This is a genomic window from Isoptericola haloaureus (genome assembly GCF_036689775.1).
Lineage (GTDB): Bacteria > Actinomycetota > Actinomycetes > Actinomycetales > Cellulomonadaceae > Isoptericola > Isoptericola haloaureus.
Genome location: NZ_JBAGLP010000046.1, coordinates 1 through 656, shown reverse-complemented (window position 1 = coordinate 656; position 656 = coordinate 1). Strand labels below are relative to the sequence as shown.

Annotated in this window: 2 protein-coding genes; both read right to left on the bottom strand. The window is 71.2% G+C overall.

Features of this window, described 5'->3' with window-relative positions; genetic code table 11:
• Positions 1 to 428, bottom strand: a 428-nt coding sequence (locus V5O49_RS00170) for a hypothetical protein (protein WP_332900455.1), incomplete at its 3' end; no start/stop codon positions are given.
• A gap of 29 nt (positions 429 to 457) precedes the next feature.
• Positions 458 to 656 (bottom strand): hypothetical protein (locus V5O49_RS00165; protein ID WP_332900454.1); only part of this gene is annotated, 199 nt, incomplete at its 5' end.

Below are 656 nucleotides of genomic sequence, written 5' to 3'. Positions count from 1 at the left end.
GCGAAGGTGACGGGGTAGGAGACGTCGTCGCCCGCGCGGACGAAGACCGAGGCCGTGGTGGCCGGGGTGTTCTTCTTGCCGGAGAAGATGCGCATCACGGTGGACTCTCCGGACGAGAAGGCGGGGATGAACCCGGAGTCGCTCTGGCCCCAGACCTCCAGCGTCGGGACGAGGTCGACCAGCGCGACGCCCTCGTCGGTGGCGTTGAACCGCACCGTCACGGTGGCGTCGCCGTCGGGCGAGCAGGACGCCCACAGCGTCGCCCCGGCCCCGTTCGCCCAGGTGTACGACGCCTCGTAGGCGCCGTCCGCCTGGAAGACGCCGTCGGACTCGGGCACGACGACGTCGGCCGCGGCCGGGACGGCCGTCAGCCCGAGGGCGACGAGGCAGGCGGCGGTCACGGCGACGAGGCGTCGGCGGATCGACATGAGGAATCCTCTCCGGAACGGGGCCGGGATTACTTGCCGTCGGCGGGGATGGCGCCCTTGCCGCTGGGGCAGTTCAGGTGCGGCACCGCGAAGGTGACGGGGTAGGAGACGTCGTCGCCCGCGCGGACGAAGACCGAGGCCGTGGTGGCCGGGGTGTTCTTCTTGCCGGAGAAGATGCGCATCACGGTGGACTCTCCGGACGAGAAGGCGGGGATGAACCCGGAGTCG